The following is a 16,966-nucleotide window of genomic DNA, read 5'->3' as shown; positions in this document are numbered from 1 at the left end:
ACATTTCTTCATTTCAACCCTCGATGTGGATCGGTTGATTGTCAACAAAGCCAAAGAGTCTTTCAATGACCGAACTGTCGCAACAGGGCAGGATTGCCCTCGTCACCGGAGCATCGCGTGGCATCGGCCGCGCCTGTGCCTTAGGTTTGGCCAAGGCCGGCGCCCAGGTTGTCGCCTGCGCCCGTTCCAAAGCCGCTCTGGAAGACCTGGACGATGAAATCTTCGCCGCCACCGGCCGCCATGCCAGCCTGGTGCCGTTCGATCTCACCGACGGTGAGGCCATCGACCGTCTCACAGCCGTGCTGCTGGAACGTTTCGGCCGACTGGACAGTGTCGTTCACGCGGCGGCCGTGTCAGGCACCCTGACGCCGGTGACGCACCATGAGCCCAAGGATTTCGACAAGGTCGTCGCGACCAACCTGACCGCCACCTGGCGGCTGCTGCGCGCGGTCGAACCGCTGATGCGTCTGTCCCAGGCCGGGCGCCTGGTCGTCTTTACCACCGGCTCGTCCGTGACGAAAGGCCGCGCCTTCTGGGGCCTGTATGGCGCTACCAAGGCAGCCGTCGAAACCCTGGTCCGCGCCTGGGCCGATGAGCTGGACATCACGCCGATCCGGGCCGCCCTGCTATCGCCGGGGGCCATGCGCACCCGTATGCGCGCCGTCGCCTATCCAGGCGAGGATCCAATGTCGCTGCCGCACCCCAGCGAGATCGTGCCGCTGCTGCTGGAATTGCTGGATCCAACGCGCGAACCACCGGCAGAAACGGTTGATTTTCGTCAACAAACGGCGCAGACGGTTTAGTATCACGAGCGCACCGGAAAACGGCGCCGAACGACCCTTTGCGAGGATTACGATGTCTTACCCCAAGGCACGAAGCGCCGCCATGCTCGAAGAGCTGGGCCGCTACGTCATTGCCGAACCTTACCCTTTTGCTGTCGATCTGGCGCACTCTCAGGGCATGATCCTGGCGACCGTCGACGGTGACCGTCTCACCGACTGGTGCGGGCTCTACGGCTCAAAGCTGCTTGGGTACAATCATCCGCGCATGAGCGAGCCGGACTATGTCCGCGAACTGGTCCTGGCGGCCAACACCAAGATGGCCAATCCCGACTTCCTGACGCCCCAGTGCCTGGACTATTACCGCCTGTTGCATCGTCTGCGTCCCTTGTGCATGCGAGACGGCAAGGTCGAGGTCTATGCCGTCAATTCCGGCGCCGAGGCGGTCGAGAACATGATGAAATATCTCATCAATCTCCACCATGCCCGGCAGCAGGCCAAGGGCCGGGCCGAATTTACCCACCGCTTCATCTCCTTCGACCAGGCCTTCCACGGCCGCACGGTGTTCGCGCTGAATATCACCCGGTTGACCAATGATCCTGTTGCGACCAAGGACTTCCATGGCATCATCAAGGACAACCTGACGGTCGCCTTCCCCGACTACGATACCCGTCGCAGCGAGGCCGAGAACCGCGCCGTCTCGGACGCCTGCCTGGCTGAGTTGGAGCGGCTGATGCAGGTCCATGACGGTGACATTGCCGGCGTCATCCTCGAACCCTTGCAGGGCGCCGGCGGCAATCGCGTGGCCATGCCCGAGTTCTACCGCGGCCTGTCGGAACTGTGCCACCGCTACGACGTCGCCTGGGGGTTGGACGAGGTCCAGACCAGCGGCGGGCCGTGCGGCGCCATCTTCTCCATCGACCTGTTTGACGTCCCCTATCCGCCCCACGCCATCGCCGTCGCCAAGAAATTCGGCAATGGCGCCGTTTACATGCTGAACTCCATGGACGATGTTGGCGTGCTCGACTCGACCTGGGGCGGCTCGCTGGCCGACATGGTTCGCTTTGTTCAGGAATGGAAGATCGTCGAGGACGAAGGCTTGCTGGGCGCCGTTCCCGCCAAGGCCAGGCGCCTCGTCGCCGGCCTGGAAGCCCTGGCAGCGCAGTATCCCGACAAGATCGCTAATGTCCGCGGTTGGGGCCTGTATCAGGGCTTCACTGTTCTGGGTGCCGGCAACAAGGGCCGGCTGGTCGACCTGGCGCTGGACGGCGAAAATCTGCTGCTGTTGGGCGCCGGCCCGGATTCGATCCGGTTCCGCCCGCCGATCGATGTAACCCACGACGACATTGACAGCCTTATCGGGACCCTTTCCAGGGTTCTCGCGAAACTGTAATCGAGGCCCAAAACGTCATTGACCATTTCGCAACCGATTTCAGCCATCCTGCCGGAAAACTAATAACGCAGGGAGTGTTGAGCGATGAAAAAGGCAGTGATCTCTGTCGTCCTGGCTCTGGGCATGATCGCAACCAGCGCACAAGCCGCGACCCGGGTCTATGTGACCCTGTCGCGGTCGGAGACCTTTATCGACGGCATCCGCACTTCGATGACAGCGGAGGACGCGAAGGACAGCGAAGTCGAGTTGACCATCGATCTGGCCAATAATGACCGCGCCACACAACAACGCCAGGTCGACGAAGCTATCAAGGCCAAATACGACGCCATTGTCATCCTTTCGGTCGACAACGAGTCGGGCCAGCATGCCTTCGACGCCGCCAAGAAGGCCGGTGTGCCGCTGGTCTTTGTCAACACACCGCCACCGATCGCAGATGTCCGTGGCAAGGTTTCGATCGTTGCGTGCAACGATATAGTCGCCGGTCGGCTTCAAATGCGGCTGCTCTCAGCCGAAATGAACAATGCCGGCAATGTCGTGGTGATCCGCGGTACCGATGGGCATGCCGCGAGCGACGACCGCAGCAGCGGCATCAAGGAAATCCTCGCGACCCGGCCGAATGTCAAGCTGGCGGCAGAAGCCAGCGCTCACTGGAGCCGCGACGAGGCCGAGCAGTTGGTCCTGGGTTGGCTGGACCAGGGCATCCGGATCGACGCCATTGCTGCCAACAGCGACGAAATGGCCCTGGGTGCCGTCAGCGCCTTACGCAAACGCGGCATTCCGGCAGGCAAGGTGTTTGTCGGCGGCACCGACGGCACGGCAAACGGGCTGAATGGCGTGAAATCCGGTGACCTGTCGGTGACTCTGTTGCAGAACACAGCATCGATGGCGAAGGCGGCACTCAACAGCGCCAAGACCATGGCCACCGGCGGCTACGCCCAGCAGTACGAGTGGGTGCCGTATGAGATCGTGCTGCCGACAACGGTGGACCGCTATACCAATTTGGAAGCGAAGTAGCGCACGGTCTTGCCGTTGGGCAGGGTCTGTTCTCCGACGGCGTCGAAGCCCAGGCGTTCGTGAAAGGCGATCGACCCCGGATTGGGCGGATCGAGATTGACTTCGCAGACGACGAATTCGAACCCGGCCCGGCGCGCGGCCTGGAACAGATGCTGGTACAACGCCTTGCCCAGCCCACTGCCCTGGGCAGACGCGGCAATCACCACCCGGTCGATATAGCAGAAGCGGTCGTAACGCGCCTTTAACCACAGGAAATTGGGGCTGTCGTAAACGGCGGTCTGGTCAAACGTCAGGATGAATCCGTTCGTGCCAACATGAAAAGCAAATCGCGCTTCGGCGATCATCTGCTGCCAGTCGGCTTCGGTCAGGAATGATGTTTCCTTGGCGAAGGCGTTGTTGAGGGCAAGCAGCGCCTCGTTCGGTGAGGCTCGGGTGAGACTTTCGAGATGGTGCATTTGAACCTGCCGCGCAGCGGCACCCGTTGAAAAGTGGGTCCACAGATTACACAGATTACACAGATTAGAAGGATTAGGCGCGTTTTGCGCGGATCTTAATCCCCTATAATCTGTGTAACCTGTGTAATCTGTGGATTCCCTTTAGGAAACTGCCGCTGGGCGGCGGCTTCAGGATGGAACGGCAACCCGTGACTATCCGTGTTTATCCCTGGTTCAAAACCTTACTTACGCTTCCCAGGGCTCGAACGGCCGCCAGGTCCGGCAGCGCCCGGTTTGGTCGACGGACCGGCGGCTCTGCGGCCGCCACCCGATTTGCTGCCCGTCGGTCTTGTCGCTGCCAGCTTGCCGCCACTCGACTTGAACGACCTGGCCTTGGCAGCATCGGCGCGCGACTTGGCAACCACCTTCGGCGCGACAGTCGTGCCCTTCGGCTTTTGCCGCACCCGGTTGGGGTGGGCTGGCTTTTCGCCCGGCTTGACCTTGGCCTTGGCCCGAACCCGAGGCGGGCCAGAGGTCTGGCTGGCGCCGCCGCCCTCATCGAACGGATTGACCGTCGAGTTGGCCTTGACCATGAGACGGATGGGCACGCCCGGCAGGTCGAACGATTCGCGCAAGCTGTTAATCAGATAACGCCGATACTGCTCAGGCATGGCATAGGACCGCGCCGCGAACAGCACAAAGGTCGGCGGCCGACCCTTGGTCTGGGCCATGTATTTCGGTTTGATGCGCTTGCCCTCGACGGCAGGGGGCGGATGCCTCTGCACGGCCAGGGCCAGCCAGTCATTGAGGTCGCGCGTCTTCACCTTGGCCGACCAGTTGCGGTAGCATTTCAGCACCGCCGGCATCAACCTTTCGACGCCACGGCCGGTCACGCCCGAAAGCGTCACCAAAGGCGTGCCGCGCAGTTGGGGGAGTTGACGCTCGGCGGTTTCGGCAATTTCGGCCAGGCGCGCCTGGGGTTCTGCAACCAGGTCCCATTTGGAGATGGCATAGATAAGGCCACGGCCCTCGCGTTCGACCAGGTCGGCGATCTGCAGGTCCTGGACCTCGAAGGCGTTGGCTTCGTCCATACACAGCACGACGATTTCGGCGAAGGTAATGGCGCGGATGGTATCGGCCGTCGACAGCTTTTCGAGTTTTTCCTGCACCCGCGCCTTGCGGCGCAGCCCGGCGGTGTCGACGAGACGGATGGTCCGGCCTTCGTACAGCCAGTCGACCGAGATCGAGTCGCGTGTGATACCGGCTTCAGGGCCGGTCAGCAGACGTTCCTCGCCCAGCAACTTGTTTATCAATGTCGACTTACCGGCATTGGGGCGGCCAATGATGGCAATGCGGATAGGCTTGGTGTCATCATCCTCGTCGCTATCGTCTGCCTCGACGAAGTCGCCCTCGATCAACTGACGGTATTTTTCGGTAGCTTCATAAAGCTCCGAAATGCCCTCGCCGTGTTCGGCCGACAGGTGCAGAGGCTCACCGAAGCCCAGGACGCGGGCTTCTTCGGCGGTGGCGGCGGCCTGATGACCCTCGGCCTTGTTGGCGATCATGATCACCGGCTTGTCACGCCGGCGCAGGGTGGCGGCAAAAATACGATCCAGCGGCGTCACGCCTTCGCGGGCGTCGACGACGAAGAAGGCGACATCGCACTCATCAAGCGCCAGCTCGGTCTGGACGCGCATGCGCGATTCCAGCGAGTCGTCGGTCAGGTCTTCGAAGCCGGCGGTGTCGATCAGCAGCAGCGGAATGTCGCCCAGGTTGCCGGTGGCGTAGCGGCGGTCGCGCGTCACGCCGGGCTGGTCGTCGACAATGGCGAGTTTCTTGCCGGCCAGGCGGTTGAACAGGGTCGATTTGCCGACATTGGGCCGGCCGACTATGGCAATTTTTAAGGGCATCCGCGCCTTATACCGAAAAGTGGCGGATTGGCCAGCGTTTTGCCGTCAGAGCAGGTAGGTCACAACAGCCCACGCCGCCGCAGCCGCCAACGGCACGCCGGCCCAGACGGCCGACCGGGCAATAAAGCTGGGCAGCCAGGTCGCGACCTTGCGGCCCGATACCGCCACCGTCAGGCGGTCATAGTCCTGGACCTCATCATAAGCGTTGTCGAGCGCTACCTTCTCATCGGCCGACAACCAGGTGCGACGGACGCTGTAGTCGCGCACGGCCTCGAAGCCTTGACTGGTCTGGCGGCCGGTGTAACCCAGCACCAGTCCGCCGAAGTCCCAGGTTTTGGACTTTAACGGCCAGTCCAGGTGATACTCGGACTTGATCACCGTGGTGATGCGGCCTTCACGCACATCGCCCATATCGAACGGGAAGCGGCGACGGCCTTCCGGATCTTCCAGCACGTAGTCGAAACCCGATTCCGGACTGAAGAATATTTTGTGGCCGCCGGTCCCCTGCCACGGGTTATCAGTCGTGACATGTGTGTTGATGGTGATCTCGTTCAGCCGACGATCGTCGGTCATCTGTGGGATGGCGCACATGTTCATGCCGTAGATGTAGCTGAACAGGGCGCAGCGATCCTCGACATAGGAACTCAGGCTCTGATAGCGCAGGTCGCGACGGACGGCGTCGGCGCGGGCGCCCCGATAAATGTAGTCGATCTCAATGACCGTCTGCTCGCCCTTTTTGGCCGGCAGGTTGATGACCTCGCGGACCTCGTATTCCAGCTTGGCGGGCCGGTCCATCATGCGGATAAGATCGGTGCCGGGCTTCAGGATCAGGGCATAGCCAAGGTCATATTGCGCCAGGTGGTCGAGGTCGCCACCCTGGGCTACAGACGATGTGCCTTCAAACCAGAAGATCCGGCCATCGTGGTAGCACATCGAAATGCAGTGGTTGAAGGCGCCCAGCCGCGGCGGCTGGTTGACCAGATCGTGGCCGCGCCGGGTATCGACCAGGGCCGGATAGGAGTCCACGCCCATCTTGTTGAGCATGGCCGCGATCATCTTCGACACATCCTTGCAGTCGCCGATGCGGTCGCCATAAATGTCTTTCAGACTGCGCGGCACAAAGCCGCCTTCGCCGAACGAAAAAGCGAAGTAACGGATATTCTCCTGCACCCAGCGCACGGCGGCGACAATCCGGTCGCGGATGTCGGTGTGCTCGACCTCGATCTTGGCGATCTCGTCCAGCAGCCCTTGCGGATAGTCGTGGTCGCCTTCGAAACCGGCGCGCATCAGATCACCGACGCGCTCCCAGTTGTCGATGCTGGAGGCATAGAATCCGCGCGCCGGAATGACCCAGCCCGGCATGTCGTATTCGTAGTCGCATTCGTAGACCTGGTTGTCTTCGAAGGTGATCTCAGTGTAGCCGGTGTCGAGCTTGTTGACCTTAGGCGGGATCCAGCCGAGCGGGAAGGGCTTCATGTTCAACTTGCGCTCAGGCGGTACCAGCAGCCGGACATGGCGCCTGTCCCAAAAGATGGCGCTTTGCAGCGGCATCGGCATGGTGATTTCGCCCTGGAAACAGGCCGGATCGCCGGTCAGGGTCAGGGCCGTGTCGATGATATCGCCCACCCGCACATCCGGCAGTGTGATGGCGAAGGTCCAGCGGCCATCCAGCACCAGGCGCTCGAAGCTGCGTTCGCGACGCATGACGAAATAGCGGCGCTCGACATCGACCTCGATAACCTCGTTGCCGCGCAGAATGCGGATATAGTGGATGGTCAGGTCGTCATAGTAGGGATTGAATGGCAGGGTGACGTTGGCCAGGTAGTCCAGCGCCGAAAGGTTGACCACTTCTTCTATGGTGCGGTTGTATCGGTGCGGCCGCGTATCCAGCTTGGCCTGGTCATCGACCAGCCATGTATAGAGCCCCCAAGGCGCCCGCGACTGATCCAGCAGGTCCGGCCGCGCAAACGGCTGTTCCTGCACCCACGCCGGCGCGGGTGCGAAATGAATATGCCGTCTGACTTCTTCTTCGAACACGCGTTCCCACCCCTGCGCTTCTACGCCAATCTGTAACCGTTAACACAAGGTTTCCAGGCCGGGAAGTGACTAGCGCGCAACAGGCGACAGGAAGAAAGATTTTACCACGCCAGGACGCGGATACGCCGCCCGGGAGGCGAACACGTAACACACGGTATCAAGGGGTTAAATCTTCCGCGGAAAGCGACTTCGCTTTGTAGGGTCCCTGTTTGGTAACACCAATCCACGATGACCTTGACTCATCGTGGATTGGCAAGGGCGACTGCCCGCCCGAGCTTACGCGAGGAGCCATGCTGCGCTTGAGCTGGAAAAAAAGCGAATACCAAGCGTCATTCTCTATGAGGCTTGGTATAAGGCCCGTATTCACTGCCTGCATCTGTTCTAATCTGTTAACGGCCCCTGCCACATTGTGCTGCCGGATAAGGGGGCCAGCACACAAGCGCGCCCAAAAAGCTATCGGAACTAAAACCTACTGGCCGATTTCGATATTGCCCGAGCCCATGACCGAACGGCTGACCTTGCCGGTTGCCTTCTTGATGCGAACATCGCCCGAACCGACGATGTTGATATCGACATCACCCGCCGTCCCGCCAAAGCGAACATCACCTGAACCTGCGATATTGACTTCCAGTCGTGGCGACACGCCGTCGGTAATCGCTACATTGCCCGACCCGCCGATGTTAATGTCGGAATTGCCGTCTACCCGGTCAATCACGATGTCACCGTTACCACCGATATTGGCCTCCAGCGCCTTGATCGAAGCCGCCTTGAAGTTCCCCGAACCGCCGATGTTAACCTGCGCATTGCCGGCATTGCCCATGGTGACATCGCCCGCACCGCCGATATTCACCTCGGCATCACCGGTATTGGCGACGGTCCAAACACCGCAGCCGCCGTGGTTGAACTCAAGTCGGGTAGATGCGCCGATCGTGCCATAGGTCGCACCGCCAGCCGACACCTTGGCGTTCATCGGCACCTTGATATAGACCGTCGGCAGGTCGGCATTGGCAATCTGCCCTAACCCGTCGGCCTGAACAGCCTGGCCGTCACGGCAATCCAGCCCGCGCATCTTGAGCTTGCCGTCGGCGATAAAGCTGTTGCCCTTGGTGTGCACCATGATGGTCGGCACCTTCACCTTGCCATAGACGACCTTCAACTCAACGTCGGTGCGATTTTCGGGCTTGACCACCACCTTGGCGGCCATGTTCTTAAGTTCTACCTGGGTGGCGGCATGGGCCGTGCTGACAAAGGCCATATTGGTCAAGGCCAACAGCGAAGCAGCGGAAATCAGGGCAAAGGTTTTCATGATCGGTTTCCTTCTTCGGCGCTCCCGTTTTAACGTCTCCGGGGAGCCACAAACTTGTTTCAGCTGTCCATATGCACTTCACGGCAGAATTGCGGCAACTTAATACGCTGTCATGACTCATTTGTAACAAGGGGGCTGGCCCCCTTGCCCAGGAATCGCGACAGCTCTGGCCAGTGCGGAACGCCCGGACTGACCGCGAATCAGCCCTCGCCTTTCAGCTTTCGGCCGAAGAAGTCGAGATACAGGCGGAAGCGCTGCAGGTTCTTGTCGTTGCCGCGGACACCATGACGTTCACCGGGATACAGCATGAGTTCGAACGGTACCGACCGCTTCTGCAGTTCCAGCATCACCCGCGTAGTATTCGACAGTTGCACATTGTCGTCGGCCATGCCGTGCATCAACAGCAGAGCCCCCGGCTGCAGGTTGTCCAGTCGGTTCAGCGCATCCGAGGCCGCATAACCCGCCGGATTGTCCTGCGGCGTCGACATGTAACGTTCAGTATAGGCCGTGTCATACAAAGCCCATTGAGTCGGCGGAGCGCCGGCAGCACCCGCAATGAAAGGGGTATCCTTTACTGTCAGCGCCATCAGGGTGACGAAACCGCCCTGGGACCAGCCCATCATGCCGATCTTGTCGCCGTCGACATAGGGCAAGGTCTTCAGCCAATTGGCCCCGGCGACCTGATCGTCGATGTCCGGACCGCCAAACTGCTTGTAGATGGCGCGGCCGAACTTGACCGACCGGCCAGGCGTACCGCGGTTATCGAGCGAAAAGACGATATATCCAGCTTCCTGGAATAATCGGTTGGACGGCGCCACCCAGGTCTTCTTGACCGTGGCCGAGGCCGGACCGCCATAGATGGAGACGATGACCGGATACTTTTTCGCCGGATCAAAGCCGACTGGCTTTAGCATTGACCAGTGCAGGGTCTGGTTGTCGGCGGATTGGATTGTCCCGAACTCCGGCGCCGAATACTGGTCCTTGAACGGGAAATAGGGGTGCTTGGCGTCCAGGGCGTTTTCCTCGATCCAGCGCAGGCGCTTGCCCGTACCATCGTAGAGCGCCGTTTGCGGCGGCGTCAACGGATTGGAGTAGCCGCCGATGAAAGCCTTGCCGCCCCCTGACACTGTCGTCGACCACCAGCCACCGGCCCTGGTCAGGGCGACCGGTTCACCGGGACTTTTGTAGCTGACCTTGTACAGGTGGTGTTCAATCGGCGTGGCGATCGCGGCTTCGAAGAACAGTTCACCCGTCTTTTCGTTGAGGTCGGACAGCTTGTCGGCCGCCCAATCGCCCTTGGTGACCTGCCGGATCAGCTTTCCGTCGCTTCCATAAAAATAGAAATGTTTATTGCCGTCGCGTTCAGACGACCAGATGAAGCTGCCGTCGGCCAGCAGCTTGAAGTCGTTATGCAGTTCAACCCAGGTGTCCGAAGTGTCGGTCAGCACGATGGTCGCAGCGCCCGTGGCCGGGTCGACCTTCATCAGGTCGAGGCGTTTCTGGTCGCGGCTCAGCTTCTGGACATAGAGCGCCTTGCCATCTGCCGCCCAGTTGACCCGCGCCAAATAGAAGTCGCCTCCCCCCAGTTCAACTGTCACGGGTTCTCCACCCAGGCTCTTCACGTACAGTTCCACCACGGCATTGGGCGTGCCGGCAAAGGGATAGCGCTGGTGGATAACCTTGACCTCTTCCCCGCCGATTTCGATGCGTTCGGCGATCTTGACGCCGGTCTCATCCGTCTTCTGGTAGGCGATCTGACCACCCTTGGGGTTCCACCAGAAGCCGGAATGGCGGTCCAGTTCTTCCTGGGCGATGAATTCGGCGGCGCCGTAGGTGATCAGGTCGCCGCCTTGCGGTGACACGGCCGTTTCCTGGCCGGTCTTCAGGTCGCGGACATAGAGAGTCTGGTCGCGGACATAGGCAACGGCGTCACCTGCCGGCGATAGCTTGGCATCGACCTCGTCGCCTTCGGTTGCGGTGATGCGCTTGACGGCCTTGGTGGCGCGGTCAACCATGTAGATGTCGCCATCGAGCGGCACCAGGATCGACTTGCTGTCGCCCGACCAGTTGTAGTCGACGACGCCGCGGGCCGAGACGCGCATGCGCTCTCGCCGCGCCTTTTCGGCTTCGGACAGTTCCTTGTCGACCGAGGACAGGCTGTCGGCGTCGATCAACAAAAAGGGTTCGCCGCCCTGGGTGTCGACGGCCCACAGGTCCTGGATGCGGGCGTCCTTAGCCTTGGGCTTCAGGAAGGTCAGCAGCGTGCCGTCGGGCGACAACTTGGCGCCAACCGCCTTGGGGCCGCTGATGTCGGGATCGGCGAAAACACGTTCCGGCGTCAGGACCGACGCCGGCGCCTGGGCGACGGCAGAGTTTTGCGCCAGGGCCGGCGGGGTCATCATGGTGGTGGACATCAAAAACGACCCAAACAGGAGCACGGATAGGATTTTATGTTTCTGGCGAGTTTTCACGGGCGCAATTCCAAAATATTGATGGCGGACGCTAGCCCCTGCCCGCTGCCGCCGTCAAGCGGTTGCAGCCGAAACTTACCGCGACGGCCGGCTCAGGACGTAGGTGGCACAGACAACGCAGATCACTGCGGGCGCGTAACGCCAAGTGTTGTGGTGTATCAGAAACCAACTGGCGATTGAACCCACGATCATGCCGGTGACAGCGGCAAACTTGCCGGCCGGGGCGATGACGCCGCGTTCGCGGAAGGCGCGGACCGGCGGGCCGATTTTCGGATGATTCATGATCCTGGCTTCCCACACCGGGTTGGAGCGGGCAAAACAGATGGCGGCGATGATGAAAAAAAGAACACCCGGTATGCCAGGCAGAATGGTACCAACGATGCCCACCCCGACACAAATCAATCCCGCCAACAGATAGATCCACCGCATAGGGCGAACCTTAGCGGTAATCGCCCTGACCTGCACCTGCTAAGTTGCGGGGGATGTCCAGAGCGGGATGAGTTTTGATGGAATCAAAACCCTGCTCTACGTTTTTGTTTTGTCGCGCAATTTTTCCGAAAACGGGGACGCCCGTGCGGTGGAGTCCACTTTATCGGATTGCGCTCTAGTTGGTCGTGTACTGAGAGGTGATCTCGGCAATGACCGAATCAACCGTGACCGCGGTGCCGGCATCGTCGACCGTGTGACAGGACACCTGAAGCGTCATCTGGGGCGCTTCGTTCGACGGCAACTTATCCGGCGTTTCAAACGTTGAAAACACCTGGGTGTCGCTGGCCTTGACGTATTGGAAGCCCTGAGCCTTGCACAATTCGGCCGACTGTTTCAGGGCCATGGCGCGGCGATACTCCGGCGTTGTCTTGTCATTACCAAGATAAACAACGTCGTACAGGTTATCTGCCCGTTTGACGGCGCCAACATTGGCGACGCCCGCATCGACCCCGCCATACATATGTTCGCAGCCCGACAAGCCCAGGCCGCATACAGCCAGCGCCAGGAAAATGCTCTTCGAAGTCAGGTGATGTGAACGGCCCATAATAAAGCATAGCACATGTCAGAACCGTGGCAAATTAAAGGCTGGTAAAAAAGGACGCTGAAAGGGAAAGGCCAGGGGCCTTGGGGCCTTGGGCCCCGAATCTCGATAGCGCTGATCGGGGTTCAACGAGAAGCAAAAATACAAATTGAAAACCCTTTGGGCTTCTTCAGCCCAAGGGGTTTTCAATTTGTATCTCTGTTTGCCGTTCAATCTCTGACCGGCACTGCCGAGTAACGGGGGCCAAGGGGGCCTGAGGCCCCCTCGCCTTGCCCTTCGCATGGCTACGGGCGTTCGTCGCGGGAATCGCCACACCGTGGCGATTCCATCCGGTTTGCTCTAATGAGCAAACCGGCGCTCCTCACTACTCGACGATCTTCGACACGACGCCGGCGCCGACGGTGCGGCCACCTTCACGGATAGCGAAGCGCAGCTTCTCTTCCATGGCGATCGGGGTGATCAGTTCGACGTCCAGTTCGGCGTTATCGCCCGGCATGATCATTTCCACGCCTTCCTTCAGACGGACGATACCGGTCACGTCGGTGGTGCGGAAGTAGAATTGCGGACGGTAGTTGGTGAAGAACGGCGTGTGACGGCCGCCTTCTTCCTTGGTCAGGATGTAGGCTTCGGCCACGAACTTGCTGTGCGGCTTGATCGAGCCGGGCTTGCAGAGAACCTGACCGCGTTCAACGTCTTCACGCTTGGTGCCGCGCAGCAGCAGACCGACGTTGTCGCCGGCCTGGCCCTGGTCCAGCAGCTTGCGGAACATTTCGACGCCCGTACAGATCGTCTTTTGCACCGGACGGATGCCGACGATTTCGACTTCTTCGCCAACCTTGACGATGCCGCGTTCGACGCGACCGGTCACGACCGTGCCACGGCCCGAGATCGAGAACACGTCTTCGACCGGCATCAGGAACGGCAGGTCGATCGGACGCTCCGGCTGCGGAATATAGGCGTCGACGGTCGCCATCAGGGCCAGGATCTGATTCTCACCGATCTCCGGGTTGACGCCATCGGTCGCGGCCTTGGCCGAACCCATGGTGATGGGGATATCGTCGCCCGGGAATTGATACGACGACAGAAGTTCGCGCACTTCCATTTCGACCAGTTCCAGCAGTTCGGCGTCGTCGACCAGGTCGACCTTGTTCATAAACACGACGAGGGCCGGAACGCCGACCTGGCGGGCCAGCAGGATGTGTTCGCGGGTTTGCGGCATCGGGCCGTCGGCAGCCGAAACCACCAGGATCGCGCCGTCCATCTGGGCAGCGCCGGTGATCATGTTCTTCACATAGTCGGCGTGGCCCGGGCAGTCGACGTGCGCATAGTGACGGTTGACCGTCTCATATTCGACGTGCGCCGTGTTGATCGTGATGCCGCGCGCCTTTTCTTCGGGCGCGGCGTCGATGTCGGCATAGTTCTTGGCGACCGCGCCGCCCGACTTTGCCAGGATCATCGTGATCGCAGCCGTCAGCGTCGTCTTGCCGTGGTCAACGTGACCAATGGTGCCGATGTTGCAGTGCGGCTTGTTACGGTTGAATTTTTCCTTGGCCATAGTCCAGGCTCCAATTTGCCCACGCGGGCTAAGGTGACGTCATTTCCAATTATGCAGAAATGAAGACGTGCTGATGAAAGTTTGCAGCGGATAGATAGGATCCAACCCACATCCTCAGCCTGAAGGCTGCTGTCCGAATGTCAATTTTCTCTTGTCTACCAGCAAGTTAGTTTGAAAAGATTCGGCGCCCGCTGCCAACATAGCTTCAGGCTGAAACTTTCAGAGCGCGGCTTATGCCAGAGGACGCATAGGCATTCAAGACTACGTGATTTGTTTTACGCCATAAATCGCCGGCCTCGCGTCAGACGCCGTTGAGTCCGTGATCAGGGCTGCACATGCAGGCATGTCATTTTCAGACTGAGCTAGTCGTCAAGGCCATAGTGATACCAATCCTCGATGACATTGACTCATCGCGGGTTCGCAAGCACGCCAAAGAACGTTCCAGGGCGCCCGAGCTTATGCGAGGAGCCTCCGGGGACGCCTGGTCCGGCGCTTGAGCTGAAAAAATGCGAATACCAAACGACATTTTTTATGACGGTTAGTATTCGCCCGCCAGTTCCTAAGCGTGACCAGGCCCCTTGTTTATCCGGGCCGCCGGCGCCCCGACTACCAGACGATGTGGCTCAGCACGTCCACCTGAAGGGTATTCAGGACAGTAATGATGTTGCCATTGCCGAGATTGATCACCGTGTCGCCGCCGACCTGGCTAACCATACCAACGCTGACTACGCCGTTGGTAAAGGCGCGAATGTTGATGCTGTCGTTCTGGGCCGCCGAGAAGTCGGTGATCGTGTCCTTGGCCGCGTCAATCTCGAAGAAGAACACGTCCGCCCCCAGACCGCCGGTCAGCCGGTCGGGTCCGGCCTTGCCGTTCAGAACATTGTTGCCGTCATTGCCGACCAGGGTGTTGGCGTTGGTGTTGCCGGTCGCGTTAACATTCGCAGTACCGGTAAGGATCAGCGTTTCGGCAAAGCGCTGGTTCAGATTGTAGGTGACGGTCGAATAGATGACGTCCCTGCCCCCACCGCCCAGTTCGACGACGATGTCGCCGGTGTTTTGGATGTAATAGGTGTCATCGCCCGCTCCGCCGGCCAGGATGTTGGCGCCACTGTTGCCGGTGATGACGTTGTTGAGCGCATTGCCGGTGCCGTTGATCGCTGCAGAACCTACCAGGGTAAGGTTTTCGAGGTTGGCGCCCAGGGTCAGGGTAATGGCGCTTTCCAATGTATCGGTGCCTTCGTCGGCATTCTCCATAACGACATCCGAAACAGAGTCGACGACATAGGTGTCGTTGCCGCCACCACCGGCGAGGGTATCGATACCCGGACCGCCATCGAGGCGGTTGCGCCCGTTATTGCCGGTCAGGACATTGTTAAGCACATTACCCGTGGCGTTGATATCGTCCGAACCGATGAGGGTCAGGTTCTCAATGCTGTTCGCCAAGGTCCAGCTTATGCGCGCTTCGACAAGGTCAGTGCCTTCGTTGGCGCTTTCCGTCGTCACATCGCCGGCGGCGTCCACGACATAGGTGTCGTTCCCACTGCCGCCGATCAAGGTGTCGGCACCACGGCCGCCGTCGAGGCGATCGTGTCCAGCCAGGCCCGTGAGCAGGTTGACGCCATCATTGCCAATCAGGGTGTTGGCCAGGCCATTGCCAAGCGCGTCGATATTGGCGGCGCCGGTAAGGGCCAAGGTTTCGGCAAAGCGACCCGTCAGGTTGTAGCTGACCGCGCTGTAGATGAGGTCAGTACCTTCGCCGTCGGCTTCGATGACATTGTCGCCGGTATTCTGAACATAGTAGGTGTCGTTCCCCAGGCCGCCCGCCAGCAGGTTGTTGCCGCTGTTGCCGGTCAGGACGTTGTTTAGGGCGTTGCCAGCGCCACGCAGGTTGGCCGAGCCGGTCAGGACCAGGTTCTCGAAATGGTCGGCCAGGATCCAGTTGACGGCGGACTCGACCGTATCGGTGCCTTCTGCCGACTGTTCGATGACGATGTCCCCGGCCACATTGACCACATAGCTGTCGTCGCCCAACCCACCGGTCAGGGTGTCGAAGCCCAGGCCGCCATCCAGACGGTTGTTGCCGCTATTGCCGTTAAGCGCGTTGGCGCGGGTATTGCCTGCGGCGTTGATGTTGTCCGTGCCGGTCAGGGTCAGGGTTTCGATGTAACGCCCGGTCAGGTCGTAGCTGACCGACGACTGGATCAGGTCGTCGCCTTCGCCATCGGCTTCGATGACAACGTCACTGCTGTTATCGACGACGTAGGTGTCATTACCCAGAGCACCGGCAAGGGTATCGGCCCCGGCCCGACCATCGATCAGGTTAGCCGCTATCGAGCCCGTGATCCGGTTATTCAGGCTGTTGCCGATGCCCCACTCAGCGTCGGCGCCGAGAAGTTCGAGGTTTTCAACATAGTCGCCCAGCGCATGGGTGACGTCCGAACGAACGAGATCAACGCCGCCATCGTCGCCATCGCCGTTCAGGTCCTCGGAGACAACATCGCCGTCTCGAACAATATAGGTGTCGTTGCCGGCGCCGCCGAACATCAGATCGCCGCCCCCCTGGCCGTCCACGACGTCATTGCCCGCAAGTGCGTGAATTTCGTCAGCGTCGGCTGTGCCGGTCACGGTTTCGGAGTCGGGCGTGCCCATAATGATGTCGTGGACCGACAGGATTTGCACCGTGCGCGTCACATTGAGCGTACCGCCCTGGCCATCACTGAGGGTGTAGCTGATCGTCAGTGTCCCATGGAAGTCAGGCTCCAGCGTGAGCGTGAAGGATGATTCATCCTCTCCAGTGACCGTTGCGTGATCGGCCGAAAGCGCGGTGACCGTCAGGGTTTCACCCTCGGGATCAGCGTAGCCATAGGACAGCACGCCTTTTGACAGCGTGAAGGCCGTGTCCTCCATTCCGTCGATAAGAGTCGCCGGAGTCGTTACCAGTACGGGCAAATCGTTGACGGCCGTCAGGGTAAAGGTGCGGGTTAGACCGCTCAGTTCGGCGGTACCGTCGCTCACGGTGTAGGTGATGGTGACATCG

The 16,966-nt window shown here is 60.3% G+C and carries 12 protein-coding genes; 3 read left to right on the top strand and 9 right to left on the bottom strand.

All coding sequences use genetic code 11. From position 1 onward, the window contains the following. The first annotated feature begins 65 nt into the window (after window positions 1–65). The 3 genes from ABAC402_RS36810 to ABAC402_RS36800 all read left to right on the top strand — a co-directional run bounded on the left by ABAC402_RS36810 (window position 66) and on the right by ABAC402_RS36800 (window position 3,186). On the top strand, window positions 66–803 hold the full coding sequence (locus ABAC402_RS36810) for an SDR family NAD(P)-dependent oxidoreductase (protein WP_023450923.1): 738 nt from the start codon (window positions 66–68) through the stop codon (window positions 801–803). Window positions 804–855: 52 nt separating this feature from the next. Further along, window positions 856–2,172 (top strand): aminotransferase class III-fold pyridoxal phosphate-dependent enzyme, encoded by a 1,317-nt coding sequence (locus tag ABAC402_RS36805; protein ID WP_031235981.1) that lies wholly within the window; start codon window positions 856–858, stop codon window positions 2,170–2,172. 84 nt (window positions 2,173–2,256) lie between these two features. After that, entirely contained in the window at window positions 2,257–3,186 is a 930-nt protein-coding gene (locus ABAC402_RS36800) for a substrate-binding domain-containing protein (protein WP_023450921.1), read from the top strand. On the opposite strand, the gene ABAC402_RS36795 is transcribed toward ABAC402_RS36800, so the two are convergent. From ABAC402_RS36795 to ABAC402_RS0120840, 9 genes are all read right to left on the bottom strand, one after another. Beyond that, window positions 3,162–3,641: a GNAT family N-acetyltransferase gene (locus ABAC402_RS36795; protein ID WP_023450920.1), complete on the bottom strand. Its 480-nt coding sequence runs from the start codon at window positions 3,639–3,641 to the stop codon at window positions 3,162–3,164. The two genes, ABAC402_RS36800 and ABAC402_RS36795, sit on opposite strands and share 25 nt — an antisense overlap. A gap of 221 nt (window positions 3,642–3,862) precedes the next feature. Further along, entirely contained in the window at window positions 3,863–5,530 is a 1,668-nt protein-coding gene (der, locus tag ABAC402_RS36790) for a ribosome biogenesis GTPase Der (protein WP_023450919.1), read from the bottom strand. A 45-nt stretch (window positions 5,531–5,575) separates the two neighbouring features. Further along, complete coding sequence (locus tag ABAC402_RS36785; protein WP_023450918.1) at window positions 5,576–7,567, bottom strand: DUF3857 domain-containing protein; 1,992 nt, start codon at window positions 7,565–7,567, stop codon at window positions 5,576–5,578. A 469-nt stretch (window positions 7,568–8,036) separates the two neighbouring features. Beyond that, window positions 8,037–8,873: a GIN domain-containing protein gene (locus ABAC402_RS36780; protein ID WP_023450917.1), complete on the bottom strand. Its 837-nt coding sequence runs from the start codon at window positions 8,871–8,873 to the stop codon at window positions 8,037–8,039. Window positions 8,874–9,073: 200 nt separating this feature from the next. Next, on the bottom strand, window positions 9,074–11,287 hold the full coding sequence (locus ABAC402_RS36775; RefSeq protein WP_369751411.1) for a DPP IV N-terminal domain-containing protein: 2,214 nt from the start codon (window positions 11,285–11,287) through the stop codon (window positions 9,074–9,076). Window positions 11,288–11,419: 132 nt separating this feature from the next. Next, window positions 11,420–11,773: a YbaN family protein gene (locus ABAC402_RS36770; protein ID WP_023450915.1), complete on the bottom strand. Its 354-nt coding sequence runs from the start codon at window positions 11,771–11,773 to the stop codon at window positions 11,420–11,422. A 175-nt stretch (window positions 11,774–11,948) separates the two neighbouring features. Next, window positions 11,949–12,377: a hypothetical protein gene (locus ABAC402_RS36765; protein WP_023450914.1), complete on the bottom strand. Its 429-nt coding sequence runs from the start codon at window positions 12,375–12,377 to the stop codon at window positions 11,949–11,951. 361 nt (window positions 12,378–12,738) lie between these two features. Further along, window positions 12,739–13,929 carry an elongation factor Tu gene (tuf, locus tag ABAC402_RS36760; RefSeq protein ID WP_023450913.1) on the bottom strand — a complete coding sequence of 397 codons (1,191 nt, stop codon included), beginning with the start codon at window positions 13,927–13,929 and terminating at the stop codon, window positions 12,739–12,741. A gap of 606 nt (window positions 13,930–14,535) precedes the next feature. Continuing rightward, the coding region (locus ABAC402_RS0120840) for a cadherin-like domain-containing protein (RefSeq protein ID WP_023450912.1) at window positions 14,536–16,966 on the bottom strand (2,431 nt) is incomplete at its 5' end.

Origin of the sequence: Asticcacaulis sp. AC402 (assembly GCF_000495835.1) — a bacterium.
GTDB lineage: Bacteria > Pseudomonadota > Alphaproteobacteria > Caulobacterales > Caulobacteraceae > Asticcacaulis.
Note: the sequence above shows the minus strand (reverse complement) of the source record. Positions and strands in the feature narration are given on the sequence as shown.

Bases quoted from the DNA above. Each gene is read 5' to 3' on its own strand.
- ABAC402_RS36810 (WP_023450923.1), top strand. From the start codon at position 66: ATGACCGAACTGTCGCAACAGGGCAGGATTGCCCTCGTCACCGGAGCA.
- ABAC402_RS36795 (WP_023450920.1), bottom strand. From the start codon at position 3,641: ATGCACCATCTCGAAAGTCTCACCCGAGCCTCACCGAACGAGGCGCTG.
- der (WP_023450919.1), bottom strand. From the start codon at position 5,530: ATGCCCTTAAAAATTGCCATAGTCGGCCGGCCCAATGTCGGCAAATCG.
- ABAC402_RS36765 (WP_023450914.1), bottom strand. From the start codon at position 12,377: ATGGGCCGTTCACATCACCTGACTTCGAAGAGCATTTTCCTGGCGCTG.
- ABAC402_RS36775 (WP_369751411.1), bottom strand. From the start codon at position 11,287: ATGTCCACCACCATGATGACCCCGCCGGCCCTGGCGCAAAACTCTGCC.
- ABAC402_RS36805 (WP_031235981.1), top strand. From the start codon at position 856: ATGTCTTACCCCAAGGCACGAAGCGCCGCCATGCTCGAAGAGCTGGGC.
- ABAC402_RS36780 (WP_023450917.1), bottom strand. From the start codon at position 8,873: ATGAAAACCTTTGCCCTGATTTCCGCTGCTTCGCTGTTGGCCTTGACC.
- tuf (WP_023450913.1), bottom strand. From the start codon at position 13,929: ATGGCCAAGGAAAAATTCAACCGTAACAAGCCGCACTGCAACATCGGC.
- ABAC402_RS36770 (WP_023450915.1), bottom strand. From the start codon at position 11,773: ATGCGGTGGATCTATCTGTTGGCGGGATTGATTTGTGTCGGGGTGGGC.
- ABAC402_RS36800 (WP_023450921.1), top strand. From the start codon at position 2,257: ATGAAAAAGGCAGTGATCTCTGTCGTCCTGGCTCTGGGCATGATCGCA.